Raw genomic sequence first — 16685 nt, forward strand, 5'->3', positions numbered from 1 at the left:
AGAGAACGGAGTGAACGAAATGAGCGTATATCGCACAGTACAGACAGACTTCTGGAAAGACCCGAAGATCATGGAGGAATTCACGCCGGAGGACAAGCTCTTCTACCTCTATCTCCTCACGAACCCGAACACGACCCAGTGCGGCATCTACGGCATCACGAAAAAGGAGATGGCCTTCCAGCTCGGCTATTCGACCGAGACGGTCAACGCTTTGATGGACCGGTTCATCACCTATCACAAGCTCATCGATTATAACGTCGAGACGAGAGAGCTCGTCATTTATAACTGGGCGAAGTACAACTTCAAACGAGGCGGCAAACCGGTGCAAGATCTCATCAAATCCGAGCTCGCCAAAGTGAAGCATCAACCCTATATCGAAATCGTCGGCAAGCACGTCCCAATAGATGGCATCCGACAGGTCTACGAATCGTACTACGAATCGTATGACGAATCGTGCCACGAATCGTGTGACGTATCGTTAGACGAATCGCCCGACCAATCGTGTAACGAATCGACCCACGAATCGTCAAGTGAGGAATCGCTCAACAAAGCCATTCTGAAGACGAATGACGAATCGTACCACGAATCGTATGACGAATCGTCCGAAAAAAACGGACAAACAGAAACAAAAACAAAAACAGAAACAAAAGCAGAAACAAAACAACAACAACAACAAAAGAAAGAGCCGCTGACAAATGATGCGGCGGTGGCTGCCCAGCTGAGTGACCTCGTCAGTTTCTACGAATTGAATATCAGCACAGCGACCCCGTTCGTCATCGGCAAACTCGAGGACATGATCGAGGACGCCTCGTACGAGTCTGCCCGCTATGCGCTCGAACAGGCGGTCGCCCAAGAGAAACGCACGCTCAATTACGTCCAACGCATCGTCGACCGTTGCATCGCCCAGAAGCTGTTCACGTTCGAGCTCATCCGCCTGCAGGAACAGAGACGCCAACAGCAGCACGCCGGCACGAACCCGGACGCCAAGTCGCCGGAATGGCTCGAGAAGGAAGAACGCGAGTCCCGTGAGCACGCCGCGCTCAAGAAAGCGGAACTGGAATCCCAGGTCCCGGACGAGGCCGAGCTCGCGAAGCTCATGTCCGAACTGAAGGGCGGGGCGAGCGCTTGAAGCAAGGACGCAAGGACCGCATCAAATCGTTAGACCGGGAAGTGAGGCGTTACGAGGCCAAGGGCGACGACGTGGTCGCCCGCTGCCTCCGCCATTTCTCGGAGCAACTCAAAAAAATCGAACGGAACAGGAGTGAACGAACATGAACGCAAACGAGATGGATCCGCACGTCTCCTACCTCGCCTTCGAAGGCGACGCGGCAAGACGCATCCTCCGGGACGCGACGGGACAGATCTTCACCTTCGAGTGGGTGGACATGGGCTACAAGGTCGACGGCAAGAGCGTGTCGGCGATGATCCCGGTCCTGCTCTCGAAGAACGGGGAACTCGGGGACGAGTACCGCATCGAGCGCAAGTGGCGCAACAAGGACACGTTCGACCATCCGGTCGCGTCCGGCAAGGTGACGATCTCGATGCCACAGGCGGCCGAGCGTATCGTCAAGTACCAGATGGCCGCCGGGAACATGCTGTGAGCCGGCGGACGGACGGACCAACCGACACGCTCGACGGTCAGACGGCCTACCTGATACGCCGGGAACGGCAACGCAAGGCACTACATCGCATCCAGTCGCAAATGAGTCGACACACACGGAAAGGGGTCTTGTCATGGGTGGCATCGTTTATCGCAAGTCTGAGGGGGACACGGAGCACCTGATCATCGTGTCCAAGGGCATCACACGTCATCGCGTCGAAGGGGGTGAACTGGTCGATGTCGAGCACGACCTCTGCCCCATCGCCACGGCCGAACTGCTGCAACGGGAGCAGGACGACTGGACGCTCGACGGGGAGACGTTCCGGACGGTGGTGACAAGATGGCGAGAGCAGAACGCCGCGCGAAGCCCCGTCATGAGAAAGTCGTGAAATACAAAGGCACGAAAGCACAGTATCTGACGAGAAGAGAAGGTACGCAGGTTGTCTATCAGTACATACCGCACGCCACACATCATGAGACACAACAACTCGTCTACCAAGGGTGGAAACGCCTTTCAATCTAGCAGACAAAGGAGCAGGGTAGATGGACCATATCGTCGACCAAAAACTATCGAAGACCGCGCGGAACATCGCCGAGCAGAAGCTGAACAACTTCTTCACGCTGCCGATCCGCATCGACCACTTGGAGAGCCGACTGGTCACCTCGACGACGCCGAGCTATCAGACGAGCGAGGGGCAGAGCCACAAGGCACCCTCGTCGCCCGTCGAGAAAGCGGTGCTCGCCAAAGAGGAACTCGACCATGCGCTCGCCGAACTGTCAGAACTCGTCTACTTGCGTAAACTGCTCGAGGAGACGCAACCGGAACTGGTCCGCATCTGGGACCTCCGTTTCCGAAAAGGACTGCGCAACACCGACGCGATCGTCATCCAAGAGCTCGGCTACGGCAACCGGCAGAGCTACTTCAACGACCGGGACGCCCTGCTCGGCAGGGTGGCCGACGTGTTCCACCTATGGGATGACCTGAGAGGGGGACGGCCATGAAGATCAGCCCACGCAACCGCGGCCAACGCTTCGAACAGATGGTCGACCTGGCGAACCACACATACCGCCTGAAACGGGTCGCCCACGTCCGGAAGACGTTCCCGGAATCGAAGATCCAGCGTGACCGCAAGGGGAACATCCAGAAGCACTGGTTCGAACGCTCTGGCGGGCTCGACTACATGGGCACCGCGGACGGGCGCTTCATCGCCTTCGACGCCAAGTCGACGCGGAAGAACTACCTGTCCGTCGACAAGGTGTCTGACGAACAATACACGGAACTGAGACGCGTGCTCGATTTCGGCGGGGTGTCATTCCTGCTCGTCCACTTCGAGCTCCACAGTGAGACGTATCTCTTGGAAGCAGAGGATGCCCTCAGGTGGCGCAACAGCACCGAGCGTAAGTCTATCCCTATCGAATGGTTCCGCGAGCGTCAGACGCACCGTATTTACAGCCGGAACGGCATCATCCTCGACTACCTCGACCCGATAGCCGAGGAACTGGCATTCAAATCAACCAAATCACACACATCGGAGGACTAAATCATGCACAAACACATCGACCTGAACAACTTTGCGGACGGGGCACTGCTCGAACGCGTCAACGCCGAAATCGGAAAGGTGCTCGAGAACATCCAAGACCCGAACACCGAGGCGACGAAGAAACGCAAGGTGACGATCACGCTCGAACTCGAGCCGAACAATCGCCGTGAGCTCGCCGACGTCGTCACATCCGTCAAATCGACACTGGTCCCTGCGGCGTCCGTCTCTGCCTCACTCATGATCGGTCACGACGGCAGACAGGTCATCGGCCGTGAGCTCAAGTCGGCGATGCCGGGCCAATACATGGTCGACATCGAATCCGGGGAGATCGTCAACGACGACGGCACGAAGGTCGAGGAGCCGAGCGCGGCTTCCGAATCGACCGTCATCGACTTCCGCAAGACGAAGTAATCGCAGCGTTCACGGGAACGGGGCCAAGCGCCCCGGCTCGTGTCCGGCGTGAACAGATCAACCGACCAACCAACCAATCCAACAGACAAGGGAGCAAACAATTATGACAATCCTCAAAGACGCATTCGACTGGATCAAACAACACGGAAAAGTGGACGTGGTGAACCATAAGTCACAGACATTCGTCAGCCGCAGCGTCGAACGTTTAGACGCACCAACGGCGAACACGGTCAAGGTCAACTCACTCCAGTCACTCATCCGCTATGTGGCAAGTGAAATCGACGAGAACACGACCTTCGTCCAAGAGAATGACGGTGACAAATACCTCATCCATGTCGAGAGCCCGACGACGGTCCATCTCTACGGCCGTCTGAACGACCAAGGACGCCGCAGCCGCTACGTCACATCGGAGGCACTCTTGCCGCAATATCCGTTCGAACGATTCTTGGACATGGAACAGATGAACATCAAGCTGCAGTCGATCTTCGTGAAGAACGAGGACCGCGACGTCCTGCTCAAGGTATGCGGATCCGTCGTCGAAGAGAACGTCCAGACGTTACAAGATGACGGCGTCTCTCAAGTCGTCAGTGCGAAGACCGGTGTCGCCACGATCGGCAAGGTCGCGGTACCGAACCCGGTCACGCTCGCGCCATATCGCACGTTCGTCGAGGTCGAGCAAGTGGAGAGCCAGTTCATCTTCCGGATGAAGGAAGGCCCGACGGCGGCACTCTTCGAGGCGGACGGTGGCCAATGGCGTAACGCTGCCATCGAGAACATCAAAGAGTTCCTGGCTGATGCGCTCAGCGAGGACGTCGAGAACGAACGTATCCTCATCATCTGATCGGCACGCCCGACAACTGGATCCCCGGCTCTGAACGATTCGGGGATTTCTTTTACCCAAATACACGACTTAAACACGGAAAAGGGGTTAAAACGACATGGCCAACATGATACTGACACGCGAACTGTTCCGTCACATGTGCGAGGAACAGGAAAAACTAGATGCCCAGATCTATCAATCTCGGGATTTGAAGGAGCCGACACTCAAGGGGCTCGACATCGCCTACACGAGCGAGGCCAATGAGGCGGTCAAGGAACTGAAGAAAGATTGGAAGTGGTGGACGACGAAAGAACGTGACCGCGAACGGTTCATCGAGGAACTAGCCGACTGTTTCCACTTCGTCGCGAGCATGGCGAACAAGACCCGGACGGTCGGATACGGTTATCTCGCCATCGAGCTCGAATACAAGAAAGTGAGCCGGTCGGCCCGTGAACATTATCCGGACGAGGATTTGGTCTATAAGGCGGTCAAAGGGACGGTCCAGGAATCGATCGCCTCGTTGATCAAGATCGCCGAGGTGTTGGGTGCCACGACGGACGAGATCATGACGGCGTTCGAGGACTCGCTCGAGAAGAACTACGCCCGGATGGCATCGGGCTACTAATATGGGCGTACTGATGATGTGGTTGGGAGTGGCGGGCTTCCTATACGGCGCATTACATGACGTGAGATGCATGTCCGTCTTCGCGCTCCTGACCCTCTTCGGTATATCGATCGACCAGAGGGAGGAGCGAAGGCGATGGGGTTGAGCCCGGATTGGAAGGCGTTCCGTGTTCATTATCTCGAGGATGGGACGGAGCGATCGTTCGTCACCGTCGCGGATGGCGAGATAGGATGCAGACGTAACCTAGGTATTCTGAGAGGCGGCAATGCCCGATTCATTCGTACCAGTGAGTGCGGAGAGGAGATATCAAACGATGGAACAACAATTGAACCGGCAACAGCGCCGGAAGCAGGAGCGCGAGTTCCAGGAGAAGCGGAAGAGTGCTTTGAGCAAGCGGTACTCTGGGACTGAGGTACAGAAGATCGTGTTCCAGACGATGCTCGACACGTTCGAGGCGTCGAAAGCGATGCATCATGACGCGATGAAAATGGCAGCCGCCAAAGTGGACGGCGTCGGACCGGTTCGGACGGGACAACTGATCGAGCACTTCGACGAGGCATTCGACGTGGCCATCCAAGAGAAAGCAAAGGCGTTCCTGAACGGGACGATCGGTAAAGGTAGATGAGCATCTATACGTTTCTGATCGTGGGGATGCTGTTGGCGATGGCATTCGAGAAACGGTTTATCTTTCATCTGTCGCTGATCGTGATGACGTGGTTGCTGTTGATGGATGCACTAAAGAACGATGACAATTATCTATTGGTCATGGTCGTGTTGATGGTAACGTCTATCTCGTTGATCGAGGCGACGCGCTGGAATAAGAGAAAGGGGCGACTATAAGTGAATGATATAGCGTTCAGGGCATGGCACATCGAACGTGAGTGGATGTACGACGTCACAAGCATCAGCTTCAAAACGGCGACCGTCGGGATTGAATATGACGGCATGGCAGAGCGGGTTCCGGTAAACGAGGTCGTCCTCTTGCCATTCACAGGGCTAAACGATTCAAACGGTCGTCGCATCTATGATGGCGATGTCGTGAAGTGCGTCTATGAGCCATGGGAGAAACCGATGATTAATCATGTCCGTGTATCGAATGGCTGCATCATGTATGGCGACCACCTGGCTTATAACGTATTCGTAGATCACGAATTCGTCCATGTGGTCGGAGACATATACAGCAATCCAAAATGGGCAGAGTTGAATAAAAGGAATGAGGTGACTGAATGTACGAAGTCATAAACATCACCCCGCATCCACGCCGAAGCAACCATGTATTGATTCACTACAAAGGACAAGTAGTCGCGGAAGGCTTGGAATGCCCGAGCGGAAGAATCGAAGTGAGGCCGGACGCCAAACGTTTCTCACCCCTCCATCGAACGCATAAGGTGCTCGACATGCGACAGATCGAAGAGCTGGTACTTTTATCGGACGAATGTTCGAAACGATAAATTTCATAGGAGAGTGATAGAAATCAAATAACGTTTCAAGCGAACGAGATAGGAGTAGAGGCGAAATGGATAAGAGACCGGTTATAAAGATTTTAGAACTTTTTGGAGGGATTGGAGCGCCACGAAAAGCTCTTGTTAATTTAGGTATCGATCACAAATCTATTGATTACGTCGAGATTCAAGAAAATCGGGTCCGAGCTTACAATGCTTTATATGACCATGAGCATAAGTCACAATCGGTCATAGGTTGGGACTTAAAACCAGATATTCTTGTTCACGGATCTCCTTGCCAAGATAACAGTCGTGCCCAATATAGCAGCAACATCAACAATTCTATGAAAAAACGTGGAGCAGAGCGAGGAAGCGGGACAAGGAGCTCGCTTATGCACGAAACGATTAAAATCATTTGCAATATGGGTGAATGGAAGCCGAAAGTGGTTATCTGGGAAAACGTTGTCGGCGTTCTCGATAAGAAGACTATTCCGGCGTTTAATGACTATCTTCAATCCATGACCGAACTTGGCTACAGTAATAGTTTTGAAGTTTTGGATGCGAGAGATTTCAGCGTACCGCAAGCGAGGGAGAGAGTATTTTGTGTGTCAATGCTAGATGGATTTTTCGACTTCGGTAGTTTGGAGAAAAAACCAATGAGGCACATCGATGATTTCCTTGAAAAAAACGTAACAGGACCTCAATACATGATTACGATTCCATCTATGCTCAATAAGATCGAAGAATTTAACCCTGTAAAACCGGACGATGTGTACAAACGAAGATTGAACGTCATTGACAGTCATTGCTGGACGATAACCGAACGTCAAGATCGATGCCCGAACGCTGGCGTCATTAGGTCTAAAACTGACGCAAAATATCGATACCTCACTGAACGAGAAGTGTGGCGGCTGATGGGATTTGATGACGAGGATTTCGATTCTGTCTTAAAGCGATTCCCTTCTAAGCCAGGAAAGAGGAATTCCACGCTTTATGCACTAGCGGGTAACAGCATCGTCGTACCAATTTTGGAAGCTATATTCGAACAACTAATCAATGGTGTGAGAAGTGATGGGCTGATCGAAGAGTCGAATGGACAACTGAGATTGACTTGTTAGGAGGGAATGAAATGGCTAAAGCTAAATTCATGTCATATGACCGTGACGAAGGTAGGTTCATTGTGTTGAAATCGAACAACATCGTTACCGCAATATACACCGCTTGGAACTATGAATTTCCTGTATATGAAAGAGAGACGGAAGAATGTATTTTCGACGGTTTCGCTGATAATGATGATAATAACGAAATGTTCAAAGACTACGACGTTAGGGTTATCGATCGCGAAGGTTTAAGGAGACTACAGACAATCTCGACAGGCGAGGTTCACAAAGCACCTTGGGACAATCAAGGAGGTCCGAGTGATGGCTGCAGATAAACCAAACTACAACAAACTCCTGCCCGCACAATATAAGACGGCCTACAGTTCAGGAGTGAAGCCGCCGCGACAGACGACGGTCAAGGAGTGGCACCTCGAGGGTGACCATCCTTCCTCGTCCATCGGGGTCAACCCACTGTTCGTCCAGTGGCTGCACGACACGGATGCCCAGGCAGGCGACACGATCGACGTCATCGGGTATCAGCTATACCGGCGCAGACGGGGATATGAGCTCGGTAGTGACTGGAAACAGATTATTTCACGTACAGCCAATTGAATAAAAAGGGGTGAGAAGTAATGAATGATCTCGAAAAGGATGCAATAGCGGAAATATCACGTCAAGTCATGGAAGCAGCGAGGCTGTTACGGGATGCGGCCGTCAGGCTTTGGAACATACTCATCGAGCAGGCGCGTATCGCCTTCAACCGCCTCCTCATATCAAGTGAACGAGCTGAGCGAATCAGGAAGCGCAAGCGCCCGACATACATCCAGCTCCCGCCGAAGTCAAAGCGATTGGACCTTAACGCAACCCGTCACCAAAACGGCAACTCGATGAAGATCGAACGGGCTCATCAGACAAATCAACGCCACCCGGCACTCAGACGAATCGGAGGGACAAGACATGGGAAAGGCTAAGAGAAGTTTGGCCATGAATTGGAAAGAACTGATGTATTACTTCGTATGCTATATAGTGATCGGTATCGTATGGCAGTCGTACGAACAGATTCGTTACGGGGAACTCAAGCCGGACGTATTCGACACGCTCGTCGCGTGCGTCCTGGCGTATACGATCGTGATGATTTGGAAGATAGGTGTGCATTGGAAGTCTGCGGAACATGAACTCGAACAGTATGGGAAAGCAGTCGTCGACCTGAACGACATCATCCTCCGCCAGAATAAAGTAATCGCCGAGCAGAATAAAACGATGCTCCGGCTGGGAACGATCACCGCACGGAAAAAAGATATCGCCTCAGAGAAAATGATCTCCACCCTAGAAAAGTATGCCGACCCTGAATACTATTCCATCCTGAACGACAGGGACGTCTATGAGGGTGACGAGGGCGAAGAGTTGAGACCGGTCGGTTCATTGGCTCGTCAGACCATCGACCGAGCGAAAAACATGATACGGATATGATACGCTTTTGATACGGAAATGATACGCATTTGATACTCCGACCCCGCAAAAGCGTGTGATAATTGGGGTGTAGAGGAGCGTGCACACGCCGCAAGTGACCGCGTCTCCTCGCCGTTCACTCCAAACTTAATAGTCCCTTAGGTCGTAGGGACACACTCAAGCCACCGAGCGGATTCGGTGGCTTTTTGTATGCATCAACGACCAGACGAGCACATCCTCCCCTTCGGTAGCGGCTGAGTACCCCCGAACTTGGTCGCAATAGACCTGATGGCTCGTCTGGTGCTTGATGTACACAAGGCATGAGGGAGGGAAATACATGAGAAAGTACGACGCGGATTTCTTCCGGATCAAGTGGACCGTCCACCCGTTGCGGAAAGACAAACGTACCGGCCCGACCCGCATCCGCAAGCGGAGCAAGTGGGCGAATTATCTATGGGATAAGTGAAATCGGAAACAACCATGACAAAAAAAGTAAAAGGTACTCCGAACGCGAACAGAAATGCCTGCGGGTCTGCGAGTCCCGGCGGCAGTCTAGTTTCAGACTCGAAAAGTTCGTTTCGCTTTCGGGTTGATGTTGTTGGGAAATAATCGAATGAAGGGAGGTCGAACCGTTGGCGCGCAAGGATTCAGACAATAAAACATATACCGTCACAACAGCCGAAATAAGCGAAATCTTTGGTATTTCAACACGAAGGGTGCAGCAGTTGGCAAAGGATGGCGTGTTCGTCCGTGTGGGTCACGGGCAATTCGACCTCCCGGCTTCGGTCAATTCGTTCATCGAATACCGTCTGGATGACACGAAAGAAGAGGGGATGCTCGACAAGACGACCGAGGAAGCCAAATGGACCCGTGCCAGACGGCAGAAAACGGAGCTCGAACTTCAAATCATGCGAGGCGATCTGCATCGTTCCGAGGACGTGAAGCGAGTGATGAATGACATGCTCGGTTCATTTCGGGCCAGAACACTGTCGATTCCTTCAAAAATCGCGCCACAGTTGGTCGGTTTGACGGAAATCCCACCAATCAAAGACATTTTGAAGCAAGGGGTGTACGAGGCACTGGAAGAACTGTCAGATTACGATCCGATGGTCTTTTACGATATCAGCAAGGACAAGATGTTGTTAGAAGACGAGGATGAGGTCACTTCCATTCATGCCGAGTTAGACGGAGAGCCGGTGCAACGTGGCCGCAAAGCGAAAGAGTAACAACACCGCGTCCTTATTCCGCGACATCGTCAAAAGTGCGGTAGCCCCGCCTCCGGATCTGACAGTGTCCGAGTGGGCGGATGCCTACCGCAAACTTTCTTCGGAGTCTTCAGCGGAGCCGGGACAGTGGCGTACCGATCGCGCGCCTTACCAGCGCGAGATCATGGATGCGGTCAACGACCCAGAGTACGAAAAGATTGTCATCATGTCGAGCGCGCAGGTCGGGAAGACCGAGCTCATCTTGAACACGCTCGGCTACCATGTGGATTTTGACCCGGGCCCGATCTTGGTCGTGCAACCGACGGTCGCGCTCGCCCAATCTTTTTCTAAGGAACGGCTGGCGCCGATGATTCGGGACACGCCGGCCATCAAACACAAGATCGCTGATGCCAAGAGCCGTGATTCCGGGAACACGACGCTCCAAAAGTCGTTCCCTGGCGGATACATCGTCTTGGCGGGTGCGAACGCGCCGTCCGGGCTGGCATCACGACCGATTCGAATCTTGCTCGCCGATGAGATCGATCGCTTCCCGGTCTCGGCCGGTACCGAGGGAGACCCGTTATCGCTCGCCGAGAAACGGACGAACAACTTCTATAACCGGAAGAAAATCTTCGTGTCGACGCCTACCATCAAAGGGGCATCACGAATCGAAACAGAATATGAACTCAGCACGATGGAGGAATGGACGCTCTCCTGTCCGTCGTGCGGGGAATATCAACCGTTGAAGTTTGCCCAGATTCATTTTGACAGCGTCTCGATGTCCTGCAGCTGTTGCGGGGCATTGCATGACGAGTATGAATGGAAACGAAGTCCTGGTAAGTGGATCGCCCGTAACCCCGACGCGAGAAGCAGGGGTTTTCATCTGAACGAGTTCGCCTCGCCATGGAAGAAATGGCAGGAAATCATCAATGACTTTCTCGATGCCAAGAAAAAAGGGCAAGAGGCCATGAAAGTATGGGTCAACACCTCGCTCGGTGAGACGTGGGAAGAAGAGACCGAAGAGGTCGACACAGAATCTCTCGAGAATCGTCGTGAAGAGTATGGAGCCGAACTACCGGATCGAGTCAAAGTTCTGACGGCAGCCGTTGACACTCAGGATGATCGCTTCGAAATCGAGGTGGTCGGATGGGGAGCCGGCCGTGAATCTTGGGGCATTGAATATCATGTCATTCATGGTGACCTTAAAACGGAGAAGCCATGGCAAGAGCTCGATGAGTATCTCTCACGGACATGGTCCAAAACGGACGGCAAACGATTCGGCATCGCCATCACCTGCATGGACTCTGGTGGCCACTTCACGGGCGAGGTTTATCGCTTCACGAAAGCCCGAGAAAATCGACGAGTCTATGCGATCAAAGGACGTTCGGACGCGAAGGGGCAATATACGCCCCTTGTAGCGGGGTATACCCGTACAAAGCCGATCAAAGCGGTGCTCGTCAGTCTCGGTGTCGCCGAAGGGAAGGCGCGTGTCATGTCCAACATCCGAGTTCCGGAATTTGGTCCGAACTATTGCCATTTCCCCATCGGTCGCGGATATGACGCCAATTACTTCCTTGGCCTGACGGCAGAGGCGCTCGTCACCAAATATGAGAAAGGCGTCGCCTATAAAGTTTGGAAAAAGATACGAAACCGAAACGAGCCACTCGATTTACGAGTGTATAACACGGCAGCGCTCGAGATCCTCAATCCCGATTTGAGCTCGGACAAAGAGTATGCAATCGGAGGCGGTGTCAGGAAGAAGAAAAAACGGCGGACATCGTCGAAAGGAGTGAAGTGATTGGAAGCAGGAGTAGGCGTGATGACACTCGAACGCGCGAAGACGCATCTCGATGCCTGGTATCAAGCAGAGATCGCGGTCTCGACAGGTCAGAGTTATACAATCGGGAACCGGACATTGACCCGGGCGAACATCAAAGATATCAAACAACAGATCAGTTATTGGGAGAACCGAGTGAGAGCGATGAGCGGAAAGAAACGTCGCCGTTCAGCGCGGATCATCCCTCGAGATTTTTAGGAAGGAGGATGGCACTTGAATGAACATCATTGATAAGGCAATTTCGTATGTCGCGCCCGGTATGGCGTTGAGACGACAGCGGTCACGTTTATTGACGAACGTCCTGAACGAGAGCGGGTACGGAAAACACGGCGCCAATGGAAAGAAATCGAGCATGGCCGGATGGATCACTGAATCCGGTTCGGCGCTCGAAGACATTGAAAAGAACATTCCAAAGTTACGAGAGCGATCGCGCGACTTATTCATGGGCGCACCACTCGCATCAGGCGCGCTCAAGCGACTGCGGACGAACGTCATCGGGCCTGGGCTAAGACTCAATGCCCAAGTCGACGCAGAAGTATTGGGCATGACGACGGAACAAGCGGACGCCTGGGAGACGAAGACCGAACGCGAGTTCGAACTTTGGGCAGAGTCAATCCATTGCGATTTGCAACGGATGAACAACTTTTATCAGCTTCAACAACTCGCATTCCTCTCGTATCTCATGAGCGGGGATGTTTTTTGTTTGCTTCCAATCAAACAGCGTCCGAACATGCCGTATGATCTCCGGATCCAGTTGATTGAGGCGGACCGGATCAACAGTTCGGACGATGCTTTCGCATTGAGCGGTTCGCCGCGTGTATTCAACGGGGTCGAGATCGACAAGGATGGCGAGGTCGTCGCCTACCATATATCGAACCGCCACCCGAGCTCGGGCTTCGACCAGTTGGAGCGCATCCGAGTGGAGAAGTTCGGGGCTGAGACAGGGCGACAGAACATCTTGCACCTCGTCGAACTGGAGCGCCCGGAACAACGTCGAGGCGTGCCGATGCTCGCACCGGTCATCGAGTCGATGAAGCAGTTGGCGCGGTATTCCGATGCAGAACTCATGGCAGCAGTCGTGAATGCGCTCTATTCGGTATTCATCACGTCGGAATCAGGTACGGAGACGGACGAGCTAGGAAGCATCCCATCTGAGGATGAGATCGATTCTGACAATGAGACAACATACGAGCTTGGCCCAGGAACCGTTCACTTCCTAGGGGAGAACGAAAAGATTCAAGAGGCGACACCAGGACGTCCGAACGCGAACTTCGATGCATTCGTCACCTCGATGTGCAGACAAATCGGAGCTGCACTCGAGATTCCTTACGAAGTGCTTCTTGGACATTTCACGTCTTCCTACTCGGCGTCACGCGGAGCGTTACTCGAGGCGTGGAAGATGTTCAAGATGCGGCGCGAGTGGATGGCGTCTAGTTTTTGCCAGCCAATCTATGAAGAGTTCCTGAGCGAGGCGATTGCGAAAGGCCGTATCGATGCGCCAGGATTCTTCACAGACCCGACAATCCGGAAAGCCTACGCAAGGGCGGAATGGAACGGCCCTTCACAAGGGCAACTCGATCCACTCAAAGAAGTGAGAGCCGCGTCACTGCGTGTCGACAACGGCTTCACGACACGTTCGCAGGAAACGGTCGCGTTGGGCGGGGGCAACTGGTTCCAAAACCACGAGCTCCGGAAGATCGAGGAGCAAGCACGGCGAGATGCCGGCATGTCCTCTGCGGTCGTTCCTGAAATCACGGAAGAACCGGATGACGAAACGTGAAAGGGGGTGAAATAGATGAAAATCAAAATCAAAGGGCCCATCGTCTCGAACAGCGAGTCATGGATCTATGAATGGTTCGGGATGGAGCATACGAGCGCCAAGTCGGTGACCTCACAGATTGAAAATGCCGGAACGGAAGAACTGTTGGTCGAAATCAACAGCCCAGGCGGTTCCGTGTTTGACGCTTCCGAGATCTACACGGCGCTCAAGTCATATAAAGGTAATGTGGAGGTTCAAATCGTAGGGCTTGCCGCGAGTGCCGCCTCCATCATCGCGATGGCCGGCGACCGAGTGCTCATGTCACCGACGGCACAGATGATGATTCACAACGCGTCTGCCATCTCTGGTGGTGACCATCGTGACATGAAACATACCTCAGACTTCCTGCAGGGCGTGGACCGAACGATTGCGGATGCCTATGCGAAGAAATCGGGTCTTGATTATCAAGAGCTATTGGCGATGATGGCCGATGAGACGTGGCTGACGCCGGACAAGGCGAAAGAGGTCGGTCTGATCGATGCCGTCATGTTCGAAGAGGAGGCGCCAAAAGTGGTCGCCTCGTTCGATGCGTCGAACGGCGGCCTATTGCCGCAGAGCGTCATCGAGCGCATCCGGAACGAGTTGGGTCCGAAGTTAGGCAAGGCCGGGGGTGACGGGGATGTACAACCCGATCCCGAAAATTTATCGAAGGAGGACGATATCGTGAATATCGCAGATTTGAAGAACAAGCACCCTGAGCTTTACGAGCAATTGTTGAACGAGGGCGTCGAAGTGGGCGTCAAGAACGAGAATGAGCGAATCAAAAGTATCGACGCGTTGAAGAAGCCGGGTGGCATCTCGAACGAAGAATTCTCTGTCATCGTCAATGAGGCGAAAGCAGACCCGCAGGCCACGGCCGGAGACTTAGCGGTCAAGATCCTGAATCACGCTGCCGAGGCGGATTCGACGCAACGCAACAACTATCTCGAGAATGTGAAAAAAGACGCGGAAGCGTTGAACAATGTGCCAGGAAGTCACCAGAAAGAAGATACGAAAAATGATCAGACGAAGGAAGCTGCGGATTTGATCGCCAGCAACTTCGCAGGAACAGGAGGTAACTGAATATGTTCAAGCTAGTGAGTGATGTCGGAGAACAAAAATTCGACGAGTTGATCTTTGACGACAAGATTCCTTTCGTCACGAAGTCGGTCGTCCTGAAACAAGGACAAGGCGTCCTTGTTCGTGGCGCGGTATTAGGTATTGAGACGGCAACAGGCGAGGCGATCCTCGTCGATTCTGCAGCTGCAGACGGTTCGCAGGAAGCAGATTGCATCCTCGCCGACACGATTGATACGACAGATGAGTCGGTGACATACGTCGCGTATGCCTCGGGTCGCTTCAACCGCAAGGCGCTCGTCGTCGGCGGGTCGGATGATGTAGAGGTGCATGAGGGTCGCTTACGCGGACTCGGCATCTACTTGAAAGACAAAATGTGATTGGAGGAACAACAAACATGAACTTCTATGAGACTATGACGCTTTTACAGGCGGTCGAAAAATTACCGCCGACACGGACGTTTTTGAAAGACACGTTCTTCCCACGGACGGAAACGTTCGTCACTGAAAAGGTTTTACTTGATATCCGTAAAGGGAGCCAAAAGATGGCGCCATTCGTCGCGCCACGAGTCGGCGGGGTGACGATGGAGCGTGACGGTTTCTCTACGCGTGAATTCAAAGCGCCGCGCATCGCGCCGCAACGTCCGATCACCATCGACGACCTGTCGAAACGATCGTTCGGAGAAGGGGTCGTCAGTTCACGGACGCCGGCCCAACGTCAAGCGGCCATCGTGGCCAAGGATTTGCAGGACTTCAACGCGATGATCGCGCGTCGCGAGGAATGGATGGCGGCCCAGGTGCTCTTCTACGGACGTGCTGTTCTAAAAGGGTACATCGACCACGCGAACAAACAGTTCGTCGAGCAAGAGATCGACTATCAGTTCGAGAACAAAGAGACGCTGCTTCTCGCTGATCGCTGGGGGCATGGTGGCGACATCTATACAAACCTCGAAGAATGGCGCCTCGACGTCTTGCAAAAAACTGGAGAAGCCCCGACAGTCGCGGTTCTTGGTCGTCAGGCGGCCGCAGCCATGCGGAATGATGAGAAACTTCAAAAACTTCTCGATATCCGGAACCTGAACATCGGTCAAATGAACCCCGAGATTCGCGGGAATGGTGTCACATACCTCGGCCGCCTGTCGGCGCTCGGTTTGGACCTGCTCACATATGACGCGTGGTTCCAAGATGATGATGGCGAGGCGAAGCCCTTCGTGCCGGAAGACCATCTTATGATGGGAACTCCCGGACTCGGATCGTTCGCCTATGGCGCAATCACGCAGATGGAGAAAGATGACTTCTTGACGTACGAAGGTGTACGTGTGCCGAAGGTGTGGTCGGATCATGACAATGAGGTCCGCATGATGCGACTCAGCTCACGCCCCCTCCCTAAACCGGACGATGTACATTCGTGGTTCGTCGCGAAGGTGGTGTGATAGATGCCGACATTGCGATTTTTAGAAGGCGCCCGCCTGAAAGGGCGTCGCTTCAAACAAGGTGAGACGGCCGTGTTGAGCAATGATGACGTGAACTTCTTGGTCGGCAAGGGACTCGGACTCATCGAAGGGACGCTCGATCCTGTTCATGTTAGTGAACAGGAAGAGCATTCGGTCGACGTCGCTAAGGTCTTGGACGAGAACTGGACACACAAGGAACTGTTGGAGGACATCGAAGAGGCAGGCATCGAGGTCGACAAGTCGCTCAACAAAGGCAAGTTGATTGCAGCCATCATCGAATCAGATCAGGCGGACAAACTCCTCGAGATGCTCGAAGAGGAGTAAGGT

General features: G+C 53.4%; 27 protein-coding genes. All 27 read left to right on the forward strand.

Features of this window, described 5'->3' with window-relative positions; genetic code table 11:
* Positions 1-19 precede the first annotated feature (19 nt).
* Positions 20-1129 (forward strand): DnaD domain protein, encoded by a 1110-nt coding sequence (locus tag EVJ32_RS09485; protein WP_131458030.1) that lies wholly within the window; start codon positions 20-22, stop codon positions 1127-1129.
* The gene (locus tag EVJ32_RS16210; protein WP_161568795.1) at positions 1126-1275 is read left to right on the forward strand and encodes a hypothetical protein; all 150 of its coding nucleotides are present in this window, start codon (positions 1126-1128) and stop codon (positions 1273-1275) included. Before EVJ32_RS09485 ends, EVJ32_RS16210 begins: the two co-directional genes overlap by 4 nt.
* Complete coding sequence (locus EVJ32_RS09490) at positions 1272-1601, forward strand: hypothetical protein (RefSeq protein ID WP_131458031.1); 330 nt, start codon at positions 1272-1274, stop codon at positions 1599-1601. The genes EVJ32_RS16210 and EVJ32_RS09490 overlap by 4 nt, the downstream gene beginning before the upstream one ends.
* A gap of 133 nt (positions 1602-1734) precedes the next feature.
* Complete coding sequence (locus tag EVJ32_RS09495) at positions 1735-1989, forward strand: hypothetical protein (RefSeq protein WP_131458032.1); 255 nt, start codon at positions 1735-1737, stop codon at positions 1987-1989.
* Positions 1990-2143: 154 nt separating this feature from the next.
* Positions 2144-2602, forward strand: coding sequence for an ArpU family phage packaging/lysis transcriptional regulator (locus tag EVJ32_RS09500; protein ID WP_131458033.1), 459 nt, complete (start codon positions 2144-2146; stop codon positions 2600-2602).
* Positions 2599-3141: a Holliday junction resolvase RecU gene (locus tag EVJ32_RS09505; RefSeq protein WP_131458034.1), complete on the forward strand. Its 543-nt coding sequence runs from the start codon at positions 2599-2601 to the stop codon at positions 3139-3141. Before EVJ32_RS09500 ends, EVJ32_RS09505 begins: the two co-directional genes overlap by 4 nt.
* A gap of 3 nt (positions 3142-3144) precedes the next feature.
* A complete protein-coding gene (locus EVJ32_RS09510; RefSeq protein ID WP_131458035.1) occupies positions 3145-3552 on the forward strand; it encodes a replication terminator protein in 408 nt (135 codons plus the stop codon).
* A 103-nt stretch (positions 3553-3655) separates the two neighbouring features.
* A complete protein-coding gene (locus tag EVJ32_RS09515) occupies positions 3656-4393 on the forward strand; it encodes a hypothetical protein (protein ID WP_131458036.1) in 738 nt (245 codons plus the stop codon).
* A gap of 97 nt (positions 4394-4490) precedes the next feature.
* Entirely contained in the window at positions 4491-4997 is a 507-nt protein-coding gene (locus EVJ32_RS09520) for a dUTP diphosphatase (protein WP_131458037.1), read from the forward strand.
* A 313-nt stretch (positions 4998-5310) separates the two neighbouring features.
* Positions 5311-5622: a hypothetical protein gene (locus EVJ32_RS09525; RefSeq protein ID WP_131458038.1), complete on the forward strand. Its 312-nt coding sequence runs from the start codon at positions 5311-5313 to the stop codon at positions 5620-5622.
* Between the two features lie 38 nt (positions 5623-5660).
* The gene (locus tag EVJ32_RS16215; protein WP_161568796.1) at positions 5661-5837 is read left to right on the forward strand and encodes a hypothetical protein; all 177 of its coding nucleotides are present in this window, start codon (positions 5661-5663) and stop codon (positions 5835-5837) included.
* Positions 5838-6239, forward strand: coding sequence for a YopX family protein (locus EVJ32_RS09530; protein WP_131458039.1), 402 nt, complete (start codon positions 5838-5840; stop codon positions 6237-6239). It begins immediately after the preceding gene.
* Positions 6224-6448: a hypothetical protein gene (locus EVJ32_RS09535; RefSeq protein ID WP_131458040.1), complete on the forward strand. Its 225-nt coding sequence runs from the start codon at positions 6224-6226 to the stop codon at positions 6446-6448. Before EVJ32_RS09530 ends, EVJ32_RS09535 begins: the two co-directional genes overlap by 16 nt.
* A gap of 65 nt (positions 6449-6513) precedes the next feature.
* Positions 6514-7557, forward strand: a complete 1044-nt coding sequence (locus EVJ32_RS09540) for a DNA cytosine methyltransferase (protein ID WP_131458041.1) — start codon at positions 6514-6516, stop codon at positions 7555-7557.
* Positions 7558-7568: 11 nt separating this feature from the next.
* Complete coding sequence (locus EVJ32_RS09545) at positions 7569-7874, forward strand: hypothetical protein (protein ID WP_131458042.1); 306 nt, start codon at positions 7569-7571, stop codon at positions 7872-7874.
* A complete protein-coding gene (locus EVJ32_RS09550; RefSeq protein WP_131458043.1) occupies positions 7861-8151 on the forward strand; it encodes a hypothetical protein in 291 nt (96 codons plus the stop codon). The genes EVJ32_RS09545 and EVJ32_RS09550 overlap by 14 nt, the downstream gene beginning before the upstream one ends.
* 20 nt (positions 8152-8171) lie before the next feature.
* Positions 8172-8510 carry a hypothetical protein gene (locus EVJ32_RS09555; protein WP_131458044.1) on the forward strand — a complete coding sequence of 113 codons (339 nt, stop codon included), beginning with the start codon at positions 8172-8174 and terminating at the stop codon, positions 8508-8510.
* A gap of 13 nt (positions 8511-8523) precedes the next feature.
* Positions 8524-9009 (forward strand): hypothetical protein, encoded by a 486-nt coding sequence (locus EVJ32_RS09560; protein WP_131458045.1) that lies wholly within the window; start codon positions 8524-8526, stop codon positions 9007-9009.
* 316 nt (positions 9010-9325) lie between these two features.
* A complete protein-coding gene (locus EVJ32_RS16455; RefSeq protein WP_255569902.1) occupies positions 9326-9454 on the forward strand; it encodes a hypothetical protein in 129 nt (42 codons plus the stop codon).
* 259 nt (positions 9455-9713) lie between these two features.
* Complete coding sequence (locus EVJ32_RS09565; RefSeq protein WP_201740689.1) at positions 9714-10214, forward strand: hypothetical protein; 501 nt, start codon at positions 9714-9716, stop codon at positions 10212-10214.
* Positions 10192-11991, forward strand: coding sequence for a phage terminase large subunit family protein (locus EVJ32_RS09570; RefSeq protein WP_131458046.1), 1800 nt, complete (start codon positions 10192-10194; stop codon positions 11989-11991). Before EVJ32_RS09565 ends, EVJ32_RS09570 begins: the two co-directional genes overlap by 23 nt.
* Positions 11992-12228 carry a DUF6148 family protein gene (locus EVJ32_RS09575; RefSeq protein ID WP_201740690.1) on the forward strand — a complete coding sequence of 79 codons (237 nt, stop codon included), beginning with the start codon at positions 11992-11994 and terminating at the stop codon, positions 12226-12228.
* A 19-nt stretch (positions 12229-12247) separates the two neighbouring features.
* Positions 12248-13810 (forward strand): phage portal protein, encoded by a 1563-nt coding sequence (locus tag EVJ32_RS09580; protein WP_131458047.1) that lies wholly within the window; start codon positions 12248-12250, stop codon positions 13808-13810.
* 15 nt (positions 13811-13825) lie between these two features.
* On the forward strand, positions 13826-14911 hold the full coding sequence (locus EVJ32_RS09585) for a head maturation protease, ClpP-related (protein WP_131458048.1): 1086 nt from the start codon (positions 13826-13828) through the stop codon (positions 14909-14911).
* 2 nt (positions 14912-14913) lie between these two features.
* A complete protein-coding gene (locus EVJ32_RS09590; protein WP_131458049.1) occupies positions 14914-15285 on the forward strand; it encodes a head decoration protein in 372 nt (123 codons plus the stop codon).
* Positions 15286-15302: 17 nt separating this feature from the next.
* Positions 15303-16337 carry a major capsid protein gene (locus EVJ32_RS09595; RefSeq protein WP_201740691.1) on the forward strand — a complete coding sequence of 345 codons (1035 nt, stop codon included), beginning with the start codon at positions 15303-15305 and terminating at the stop codon, positions 16335-16337.
* A 3-nt stretch (positions 16338-16340) separates the two neighbouring features.
* Positions 16341-16682 (forward strand): hypothetical protein, encoded by a 342-nt coding sequence (locus tag EVJ32_RS09600; protein ID WP_131458050.1) that lies wholly within the window; start codon positions 16341-16343, stop codon positions 16680-16682.
* Positions 16683-16685: the final 3 nt, after the last annotated feature.

Source organism: Exiguobacterium sp. SH5S4, assembly GCF_004337045.1.
GTDB classification, from domain to species: domain Bacteria; phylum Bacillota; class Bacilli; order Exiguobacteriales; family Exiguobacteriaceae; genus Exiguobacterium; species Exiguobacterium aurantiacum_A.

Coding starts and splice junctions, on each gene's coding strand:
- EVJ32_RS09545 (WP_131458042.1), top strand. CDS start 7,569: ATGGCTAAAGCTAAATTCATGTCATATGACCGTGACGAAGGTAGGTTC.
- EVJ32_RS09495 (WP_131458032.1), top strand. CDS start 1,735: ATGGGTGGCATCGTTTATCGCAAGTCTGAGGGGGACACGGAGCACCTG.
- EVJ32_RS16455 (WP_255569902.1), top strand. CDS start 9,326: ATGAGAAAGTACGACGCGGATTTCTTCCGGATCAAGTGGACCGTCCAC.
- EVJ32_RS09515 (WP_131458036.1), top strand. CDS start 3,656: ATGACAATCCTCAAAGACGCATTCGACTGGATCAAACAACACGGAAAA.
- EVJ32_RS16215 (WP_161568796.1), top strand. CDS start 5,661: ATGGCATTCGAGAAACGGTTTATCTTTCATCTGTCGCTGATCGTGATG.
- EVJ32_RS09535 (WP_131458040.1), top strand. CDS start 6,224: ATGTACGAAGTCATAAACATCACCCCGCATCCACGCCGAAGCAACCAT.
- EVJ32_RS09500 (WP_131458033.1), top strand. CDS start 2,144: ATGGACCATATCGTCGACCAAAAACTATCGAAGACCGCGCGGAACATC.
- EVJ32_RS09505 (WP_131458034.1), top strand. CDS start 2,599: ATGAAGATCAGCCCACGCAACCGCGGCCAACGCTTCGAACAGATGGTC.
- EVJ32_RS09595 (WP_201740691.1), top strand. CDS start 15,303: ATGAACTTCTATGAGACTATGACGCTTTTACAGGCGGTCGAAAAATTA.
- EVJ32_RS09560 (WP_131458045.1), top strand. CDS start 8,524: ATGAATTGGAAAGAACTGATGTATTACTTCGTATGCTATATAGTGATC.
- EVJ32_RS09555 (WP_131458044.1), top strand. CDS start 8,172: ATGAATGATCTCGAAAAGGATGCAATAGCGGAAATATCACGTCAAGTC.
- EVJ32_RS09585 (WP_131458048.1), top strand. CDS start 13,826: ATGAAAATCAAAATCAAAGGGCCCATCGTCTCGAACAGCGAGTCATGG.
- EVJ32_RS09490 (WP_131458031.1), top strand. CDS start 1,272: ATGAACGCAAACGAGATGGATCCGCACGTCTCCTACCTCGCCTTCGAA.
- EVJ32_RS09550 (WP_131458043.1), top strand. CDS start 7,861: ATGGCTGCAGATAAACCAAACTACAACAAACTCCTGCCCGCACAATAT.
- EVJ32_RS09590 (WP_131458049.1), top strand. CDS start 14,914: ATGTTCAAGCTAGTGAGTGATGTCGGAGAACAAAAATTCGACGAGTTG.
- EVJ32_RS09525 (WP_131458038.1), top strand. CDS start 5,311: ATGGAACAACAATTGAACCGGCAACAGCGCCGGAAGCAGGAGCGCGAG.
- EVJ32_RS09520 (WP_131458037.1), top strand. CDS start 4,491: ATGGCCAACATGATACTGACACGCGAACTGTTCCGTCACATGTGCGAG.
- EVJ32_RS09580 (WP_131458047.1), top strand. CDS start 12,248: ATGAACATCATTGATAAGGCAATTTCGTATGTCGCGCCCGGTATGGCG.
- EVJ32_RS09600 (WP_131458050.1), top strand. CDS start 16,341: ATGCCGACATTGCGATTTTTAGAAGGCGCCCGCCTGAAAGGGCGTCGC.
- EVJ32_RS09510 (WP_131458035.1), top strand. CDS start 3,145: ATGCACAAACACATCGACCTGAACAACTTTGCGGACGGGGCACTGCTC.
- EVJ32_RS09540 (WP_131458041.1), top strand. CDS start 6,514: ATGGATAAGAGACCGGTTATAAAGATTTTAGAACTTTTTGGAGGGATT.
- EVJ32_RS09485 (WP_131458030.1), top strand. CDS start 20: ATGAGCGTATATCGCACAGTACAGACAGACTTCTGGAAAGACCCGAAG.